This is a genomic window from Lacticaseibacillus salsurivasis, assembly GCF_036246225.1.
GTDB lineage: Bacteria > Bacillota > Bacilli > Lactobacillales > Lactobacillaceae > Lacticaseibacillus > Lacticaseibacillus salsurivasis.
Map to the genome: position 1 here is coordinate 1 of NZ_BTTP01000031.1, position 8,331 is coordinate 8,331.

General features: G+C 43.8%; 8 protein-coding genes and 2 pseudogenes. All 10 read right to left on the minus strand.

The window, feature by feature from the left end; translation table 11 throughout:
* A pseudogene (locus AAA927_RS12620) lies at nt 1-129 on the minus strand (IS6 family transposase); the annotation flags it as partial.
* A 428-nt stretch (nt 130-557) separates the two neighbouring features.
* Complete coding sequence (locus AAA927_RS12625) at nt 558-1,223, minus strand: ribulose-phosphate 3-epimerase (RefSeq protein WP_338218127.1); 666 nt, start codon at nt 1,221-1,223, stop codon at nt 558-560.
* The gene (locus AAA927_RS12630; RefSeq protein ID WP_338218128.1) at nt 1,220-1,822 is read right to left on the minus strand and encodes an SIS domain-containing protein; all 603 of its coding nucleotides are present in this window, start codon (nt 1,820-1,822) and stop codon (nt 1,220-1,222) included. Before AAA927_RS12630 ends, AAA927_RS12625 begins: the two co-directional genes overlap by 4 nt.
* Before the next feature lies 1 nt (nt 1,823).
* A complete protein-coding gene (locus AAA927_RS12635) occupies nt 1,824-2,342 on the minus strand; it encodes a YjbQ family protein (protein WP_338218129.1) in 519 nt (172 codons plus the stop codon).
* Between the two features lie 11 nt (nt 2,343-2,353).
* Nucleotides 2,354-2,644: a PTS sugar transporter subunit IIB gene (locus tag AAA927_RS12640; protein ID WP_338218130.1), complete on the minus strand. Its 291-nt coding sequence runs from the start codon at nt 2,642-2,644 to the stop codon at nt 2,354-2,356.
* A gap of 2 nt (nt 2,645-2,646) precedes the next feature.
* Nucleotides 2,647-3,999, minus strand: coding sequence for a PTS galactitol transporter subunit IIC (locus AAA927_RS12645; RefSeq protein WP_338218131.1), 1,353 nt, complete (start codon nt 3,997-3,999; stop codon nt 2,647-2,649).
* Between the two features lie 14 nt (nt 4,000-4,013).
* The gene (locus AAA927_RS12650) at nt 4,014-4,469 is read right to left on the minus strand and encodes a PTS sugar transporter subunit IIA (RefSeq protein ID WP_338218132.1); all 456 of its coding nucleotides are present in this window, start codon (nt 4,467-4,469) and stop codon (nt 4,014-4,016) included.
* Between the two features lie 22 nt (nt 4,470-4,491).
* Nucleotides 4,492-6,417 carry a BglG family transcription antiterminator gene (locus AAA927_RS12655; RefSeq protein ID WP_338218133.1) on the minus strand — a complete coding sequence of 642 codons (1,926 nt, stop codon included), beginning with the start codon at nt 6,415-6,417 and terminating at the stop codon, nt 4,492-4,494.
* A gap of 252 nt (nt 6,418-6,669) precedes the next feature.
* Nucleotides 6,670-6,920: pseudogene (locus tag AAA927_RS12660) on the minus strand (PTS sugar transporter subunit IIB); the annotation flags it as partial.
* 52 nt (nt 6,921-6,972) lie between these two features.
* Nucleotides 6,973-7,989, minus strand: a complete 1,017-nt coding sequence (locus AAA927_RS12665) for a linear amide C-N hydrolase (protein ID WP_338218134.1) — start codon at nt 7,987-7,989, stop codon at nt 6,973-6,975.
* Nucleotides 7,990-8,331: the final 342 nt, after the last annotated feature.

The window sequence follows — 8,331 nt, forward strand, 5'->3', positions numbered from 1 at the left end:
TTGTACCCAACGCATGAGGGTTGTGTGATGCACGAAAATACCACGGTCGCGCATCATTTCAACTAGATCTCGATAACTGATGTTGTAACGCAAGTAGTAGCCTACGGCAAAAGTAATCACTGATTGAATTGCCGTCCTTTAAAATGATCAGTCATCTGAAAACCTCCAGTTTCAATTCATGATACAGGATGCACTCTCCCTGAGTAAACTTTGCACCAGAACCCGGCAAAGGCATTGATGCCATCATCGCCAATGAATCCGAATTGAAATGCGACCCAAGTGACAGTCACGTGGCAATCGAACATTAGGCCAATCCACAAAGCAGGGGCACAGCGCATTCTCAGCGCTGTGCCCCTGCTTTGCTGGCTCTAGGGTGCCAATCGATACATGTAGACTAATCTAGACACGCGAAGCGGCCACTTACTCCGACATAGAAAAGTCCCTGCCTCACCGCAACAATGTGTTGGTTAGGCAGGAACCTTTTATTCGGGCGGTGTCTGTAGCTCGTCCTTATTCCTCCCATATTTTGAAGAACCTCTTCAAGCTAGCTGCAATCATTATTCGTCAAAATTTGAGACAATTCTTTGCAGTTCTTCGACTCTTCCGCCTGGGTCAACAGAACCGACGATGTATCTTCCTGAGACAAATTCATCACACCCAACTTTTGCAAACTTTGCAATGTTATCAGCCGTAATTGAACCATCAACCTCAATTTTGTACTTAAGTCCCCTGTCTCTTCGATAGTCTGACAGAAATTGCACCTTTTCTTCCATCCCAGGTAGTACGCCTTTAGATTTTCTGCCTGGGCTACAGGTCATGACAAGAACTCGTTTCACCAGCGGAGCAAGCTCCTTTATTTCTTCAGGAGGTTCACTCGGATTGATGGCAATCCCAGGCTCAACTTTATTCTCCGCTAAATACGTCATGAGATAGTACGGATCATTGAAGGAATTCAAATGAACTGTAATTCTTTCGGCACCAGCGTTGATAAAATCTGGTATCACTTTCTCCGGATTATCTACCATGAGGTGAACGTCCGAAACGAACTTCGCAAATTCATGAATCCAACTGACATATCTATCATTGAAGCCAAACCTTGGGACAAAGCGGCTATCCATGACGTCAATGTGAACCTTGTGGATTCCGCGCTGCCTTAAAGCTTCAAATGTGCTCATCGTTTTGTCGGGTGGCAGATCAATCAGCGACGGGATAATCTCTTTCATTTCCCAACGTCCTCTTTAAGTCTTTCACCAACTGCTCCCGATGGATGGTTAACCAGAAAACTGCGCTCGGAAAAGTTTTCTTGATCCATTAGTAGGATGGCAATCACATCAAATGCCGAGATAACTGCTAATGTGCTCGTGGTAGCAAGCATATTTAGCTTATCGATTTCCTTATTAACTTTAACAATCAACACTTGATTCGCCGCTTTTGCTATTGTGGAATCCTTGTCCTCGGTGACTGCAACGATGGTTGATTTCTTTTCAATCAAATTGGGGACGAATTTGGTCAACTCCGCTGTATTACCGCCTTTTGATACGATAATTACAACGTCACCCTCATGGACCGCTCCGAGTTCACCGTGCACTGCGTCAGAAGGGTTTAGATAAACTGTCCTTTCTCCAATCACATTAAGTGTATGAACTATCTTCCGTGCTGCCATTGCGGATGTGCCGCACCCGGTCACAAAAATGTTGCCAACACAATCTTCAATGATTTTTGTTACAGCTGATAACTCTTGAGGATTAACCGACGTGCCAAGGGCGCTTATTTCACTACCCTCAATCTCGAATAATGCTTTTACTTTTTCCTGAAATTCCACGCTACTTCTCCCCTTCAATAATGATGCTCACTTTTCTATTTCTCTCTCTGGTCTGATCAAAGTCAACGAAGTAGATGGATCCGACAGATCCGGACATTAAGCTTCCATTCTTGACACCCAATGACACGCTATTGCCAAGTAAATCCGATCTAATATGACCGTCTGTATTTAACATGGTCCATTCCTCTGCTGGGTAGTTCGGATCTGTTTTTTTCATACCATAGGCAATGTGTTCAGGCCCTGGGCTTAAATATGGTGAATTCTCACTGGTTTGTCTTGGCACCAACTTATCAAGAACATGATTAATATCTACTTGTAAAAATTCATCACCATAGTAGTTTTTATCGTGCATGTATTCATCGAAGAATACTGAACAAGTTGTGTGCGCGGTCTGTACTAAACAAATTCCGTTTCTGATCTGGCTCTCTCTGACCGCTACGTTTACTTCTTCGTTCAGCCGGTGATACGATGGTCTCCCAGCAACTGTTTTTAATGCAACATCCTTAAAAAATACAGTCACGGTTCTTCGCCTCACCCTTTAATTTGAGCTTCAATCTGGTTGTATACTTTGTCTGCACCAATCCCTGTCAGAAGAGCGACACCGTTGATTACTTTTGGCTTAATGTCGTCTGGTACAATCGTGGTACTGACCACGATGTCGTATCCTCCGTTAGCGATGTTTTCGACTTCGTTTCCCACGGCGGATTGCTTAATAGTGACCTGATCAGCCAGTCCCTTTTCATCGAGCCATGCTGATACCTTTGAGTGGACAACTGTAGAAGTGGCGTGCCCAGCACCACACATAATTAGCATTTTTTTCATAATCACTGAACTTCCTTTTCCTCAGAATTAAAATGCTTGACGACATTGACGTAATACATTGCGCCTAAGATAATCACAAAGAGAATTACGATACCGATGATACCCATGTGCTGTGCCACCCATGCGAATGCAGCGTTCGGCCACAGCCCCGCAGAAACATATGACACTGTGCCTTTGCTGCCAATATCATAGTTAGCGAGTTGGAAGGTTTTTGTAACGGCAGGTGCAAGCCAAGTAGACAGATAAAGCATCGGTACGGTATAAATGGCACTACCAATCAGCGAGCGAACGATATTCCCCTTAAATGCACCGACTAATAAGCAAAATACGTAAACAAACAGAGTCAAATCTCCCATCGGCAAAACTTTGTTGCCAGGTAGAATAACCGCCTCAAAAAGGGCAATTGGAATCATCAGAACACAAGTCGCAGCAACGGCTGGGTGCCCAACGGTCAACGCGGCATCCATCCCAATGTTCACAATCTTCCCGTGCAAGTGCTTCTCAGTAAATGCCTGAGTGGCTTCAGCGATTGGAGTCAAACTTTCCATGAACGTCGAAATCATCCTTGGCAGTAGTTTTAACACGGCCGCAACCGTGATGCCTAAATTAAGAATCTTTGGTACATCATAGCCTGCCAGAATACCGATGACGATCCCGATAACAGAGCCAATAACTAGCGGATCACCAATAATACCAAACCGTTTTTCAATTTTTTCTGGACTCGCATCCAGTTTGTTGAAGCCGGGGATTCTGTCAAATACCCAGTTCAGAGGCACGGCTAGCAAGGTTGCTGACAGCGCCATAATATGGGTGATTGTCATGCCCGGTAATCCAAAGAATTTGCTTACCCACTTTTGTACCAAGTCGCCCATGAGAAGCTCTAAGCAGAACGCCGCAATCATCGCGACAACTGCGTATCCATAATTATTAGAGACAGCCCATACCAACAAGCCAATAAACGTTGGTTGCCACAAATTCCAAATGTCAATGTTCAATGTCTTTGTCATACCCAACCAGATTAAGATCAGGTTGATGAAAATAGAGATTGGGATTAGCATGACGCCGAGCGTGGATGAAAATGCCAGCGGGCCCCCAGGTCCCGAACCAAGATCAATAATATTTAACGATAGCCCATATCTTGCGACCATCAGCTTAATGGCCGGACTTAATGCAGTTTGCAGTAAGTTCACAACAAGATTTAATCCAATAAATCCTACACCAAGTGTAATCGCAGAAATCAGTGCTTTTGAAGGCTTCAGTCGAACACATAAGCCTAGAATGAACACAATAATTGGAATGAAGACTGATGAGCCCAGCCCTACAAACCACTCTATGGCGTTAGCAATCACGTCCATTATTTTCTTCCTCCCTAGGAGATACCATGTTGATTCAAAATCCTCATGACGTCTTGTTTACTCTCACTTGTATTTAGTTTTTTCAGCGCTTCGGTATCTTGAAACATCGTCATTAGATTGCTTAAAACGCCCGCCTGTTCATGAGGCGAAGCCATAGCAATCATAAATATCAAGCTCACTGAGACCGTCTTGTTCTTATCTACCATGTCTCGAAACAGTACCGGCCTCTTTAACGAAGCAAATGCAATCTGAGATTGATTTACAAATTTAGAATCTGTGTGCGGGATTGCAACTCCCAAGCCTTCCGTCGAAAGACCAGTTGGGTACTCTTCCTCACGTGCAATGACATGTGGTAAAAAACCTTCTTTGGTGATGCCTTTTGTTGCCAGCTGCGCCGCAATAGTAGTAATAATTTCTTTCGGCGTTTTCGCCTCTACATCGAATAGCATGACTTCTTGCTCAAAAAACATATCTGTGCTCCCTTATTGACAATCATCTTTGAATCATTTTGATTAGTGCTTTGGTGCTATTAAGGCCGACAATCATTTTTACCATCTCTCGATTCTGCACGAGTTGGTAAATGTCCAAGATTAACTGCCGGTAATCTTTGATCTGCTTGTTTGGAACACACGCAAGAATGACTATGCTGACGTTTTCAGTGTTCCACCACACTGGCTTCCGTAAAACCAATATCGCGACTTTCGTTTCCTTAACGGTTTTAGGATTGGCATGCGGTAATGCCGATCCGCCTTCAATCTCCGTTGATCCGAGTCGTTCTCTTCGATAAATTGAATCTCCAAAATTTTCCGAGACAATACCTTTGTTCTCGAGCTTCTGAATGAGAAAATCTAGTGCCTCATTTTTGTTTGACATTTCCTCTTTCCAGAAAATTAAATCTGGTGAAATAATGCCCTTTAATAGAGGAAAATGAATGTCACTCTCTGGTTGTTGATTTAGAACAACATTCTCTGCATACTCGACAAGTATCTTTGCTTTGTCCTTTGAATCGATTAACGGTGTTACTGCTACCATTGGAATGTCGCTAACAACTCCGGTAACATCAACGGCAATGATTAAATTAATCCCCTCTTTGTCGACCTTCCGAAAATTCTGCACGGTGGTCTGAGTTAGCTTCGTATTCGCAGGCAATAATTGTTGTACCTGTGACTCTACATAACCTCGTAACTGGCTATGCTGTCCGTAAAGAATGATGACTTCACTGCTCGGAATGACTTTGTTCAATGAGGTATGGAAATAAATCGTGATGAACGAAACTTCATCGTCATTTAACGCGATGCCGTATTTTTCTTCTAGGAACGACAGCGCGTACCACGTCATACCGAATAGCGCCGGGTACTGTTCCTTGATGTCGTTTAACAGGGGATTCCGAACAACTAATCCTTGCTTTAACCGCAACACCATTGCCGGTACGTGGTAAAGCAACTGCTTTTTCAATTGCGCTTTACCCAGGAAACTCATTTTTTGAATGGCTTCCATTCTTGCCATTAAGGTTTCGATGGTCTCTTCCCAGTTGTATTGCTGATCTTTGACTTCGTTTCCTAACCGGTATGCGGAAAAATTCCTTGCGAGCCTTTCGACGTCCGCTTCGGTATAGTAGAATGGTAGCCTGTCCGACGCCATTTTTAGAACTTGCTCTGCAACGCCATATACATCGCTATCTTCCTTGTAGTCTTGGGGGTTACGGCTTCCTTCAAAGTGTACGTCTTTCATTAAGCGATATATCTGAATCATTGTGACTAGTTTCAGCGCCAGCAAGTAGTATGCAGGCACCTCGACGAATGACCGTTTACGTACTATTCCAAATACTTCCTCGATAGTCTCAAATACACCCTCTGTAAAGAAGTTAGACATCGAGTCCTTCAAATTACCATTTTCACGATTCGTTGCAGTGGCTAAGTATCTAGCGACAGCTACCTGCCTTTGCTCTTCGTCACCCCAGAAGCATATGGTCTTCCCATTGGACTCTACCGTCCCATTAGTGGTGCTAATGGTCTTATTGATGTACTCAATATCGTGAAGAACTGACGTCTTGCTTACCAACCATTGTTCCGAAATATCCTTAAGTGTCTGTGACTCCTCATTCAGGATTATCTTTCTTACCATCTCGTCTCTGCGAAATTCAATCGAGTTCCTGTCTTCGTTAATTGGCTCGTTATCGATCAATCTTAGTTTATCTAACAATTCTTTTTTGTCTGTTGCCGAACCACTCAACCGAATACCAACACGTGGCCTGCGTATTAGCTTGACGTTGGTTCCTTTTAGTTCACTGAGGAGATTGTCGAGATCCTTATAGATTGTTTTATTCGAAACATGAAGTCTCTTCGATAAAGAATTAGCAGCGATAAAACCATTCTCACCACAAAGCATTTTCAACAAGTCGACTTGTCTGCTGTTCATTATTTACCTCCTCCTCATAGCTAATCTAGCATCACTCCTGCATGAATGCGATTACAAGTGATGCCCTTTTAATGTGGAACTATTGAATTCAAGTCCTACTGCTCCGTCGCGAAGGCCCTCTATGGCCATAGCATGATTGCCTTGCATATTGCTTCAACAGAGACCTTCGAGAACTCTTAACGTGACGAAGAGTATTGAAGCGGCCACACCCGGATGAATACTGGGTGTGGCCGCTTGTGAATCAATGAAGTCTTATTCTGCTTTCTTTCCGTCTAACAGACTCGCCATTGGCACTTTGTCATTTTGAGGCATAATCTGAATGAAGATATCGATTCCTTTGGCAAGCATTCGCCGAAATGACTCGTTTTCTCAGGACTGGTGGAGATCGTGTGGTAGATCCGTTCGCGGCCTTGCTTGGCCCCCATGCCGCCTAAGTCAATTTGCTTGATGTCGATACCGTGATCAATCAGATACTCAAGTGTTTGAGGAACCTTCACCAGAACCGTCTCTAGTTCGGTGTTGCCTTTTTTCATATCAACGATCAAAGATGTCAGTCTACAGTTGATTGAACTGTTCTGTTTTAGCCAAATTTTCATAAGTGACGTCAGTAATAGTCGGATCAAGTGTTTTCGTTGTCATTGTCAATGTGTCTGAATCTTGCACAAAAATCATCTTTTTCGTCAAGTCATAGCCAGACCAGTATTGCGTGTAATCAGTTAAAACTTGATGTTGTGGGTCGCGACCTAGCCCCTGCGGAATTAAGACAGTCTTGAAAGCATTGTATAACACGCGAATGCCGTCTTTGCTGTTGAAGGGATCAAGATTACGCGAAACAAACATTGCCCGCAGGAACCGCGATGGTGATGTGTAATCGCCTGGCAAACCGAACATCCCGTAGCCTGTGCCTAACTCAATCGGCTCAATATGGTAGTCGCCTAATTCGGACCCCTTAGGATAGTTATTGTCATTCAGACTGACATAATTGCGCAAATTGGTTTCATGCCACCCGTATTCAGGACTATTCGTCATAGCGCCGATACTATCATACATCTTAAAGGCGCCGTAATCGGTTGGTTCGACAACAATCCCCTTACCTGATGGATCAACAAATGTGTAATGTAATGGGATTTTAACCCCTTGGCCGCCAAACTCATAAGGTTCATCCAGTAGGCCATACTCACCCGCCAAAGCGCGTACTTCGTCAACATTTTTGCATGTCGTCAAGGCCAAGGTCACAAACTCCTCGCCTTTAATAGTTTTCAGCCCACGCTGTTTCAAAGAATCCGCACTCGCCCAGCTGCACTCTACCAAAACCTGCAAGTCGCCAGCCAAGCCTTCGCTATTGACGCCGTCGAAAAGTACCGTACTTTGATCAACACCGACACCAACCGCTGCATACTTGGTGGTCCATTTGGCACTTTGTGTCAGCAATGCTTTGTTTGCTGGCAAACTGACAATTTTACCAGGAACCCCGCCGACTGGTGATTCATGAAAGAAACTGGTGTTATAATCCATAGTCCTACCCCAGAAGATGTCACCTTGTAGCGACTTAATTGTCATTGAAGAACACATAGCAACGACCCCTTTCGAAAATAAATGTCAGTATTTAAAGCTCAATTTTTAAGATTACTGTCATTATAACCCGAATTGCTTGGCAGTATCATCACTGGTCCCAATTGTGTAGGTTCTGGTGCAAAGTTGAAATTAAGTGTAGATCAAAGTGACTGTGTTTAGTGGTTGTAGCCTATGCTGCTAACAATTGGTCGACTTCTTGATACGCTGAAAAACCGAAGAGGCCTAGCTTCTTTCGGCTTTCTTTGTGTATCGCATGCATGGTTTCAATGCCGTATAATGTCCTAGCTGCTGTCCGAGTGCTCTGATAACTTGCGGAACGAACTTGTTGCCGCTTAATAA

What these genes read in the sequence shown, in the direction of transcription:
- AAA927_RS12625 (WP_338218127.1), bottom strand. Translation starts at nt 1,223, where the DNA reads ATGAAAGAGATTATCCCGTCGCTGATTGATCTGCCACCCGACAAAACG.
- AAA927_RS12640 (WP_338218130.1), bottom strand. Translation starts at nt 2,644, where the DNA reads ATGAAAAAAATGCTAATTATGTGTGGTGCTGGGCACGCCACTTCTACA.
- AAA927_RS12645 (WP_338218131.1), bottom strand. Translation starts at nt 3,999, where the DNA reads ATGGACGTGATTGCTAACGCCATAGAGTGGTTTGTAGGGCTGGGCTCA.
- AAA927_RS12650 (WP_338218132.1), bottom strand. Translation starts at nt 4,469, where the DNA reads ATGTTTTTTGAGCAAGAAGTCATGCTATTCGATGTAGAGGCGAAAACG.
- AAA927_RS12655 (WP_338218133.1), bottom strand. Translation starts at nt 6,417, where the DNA reads ATGAACAGCAGACAAGTCGACTTGTTGAAAATGCTTTGTGGTGAGAAT.
- AAA927_RS12665 (WP_338218134.1), bottom strand. Translation starts at nt 7,989, where the DNA reads ATGTGTTCTTCAATGACAATTAAGTCGCTACAAGGTGACATCTTCTGG.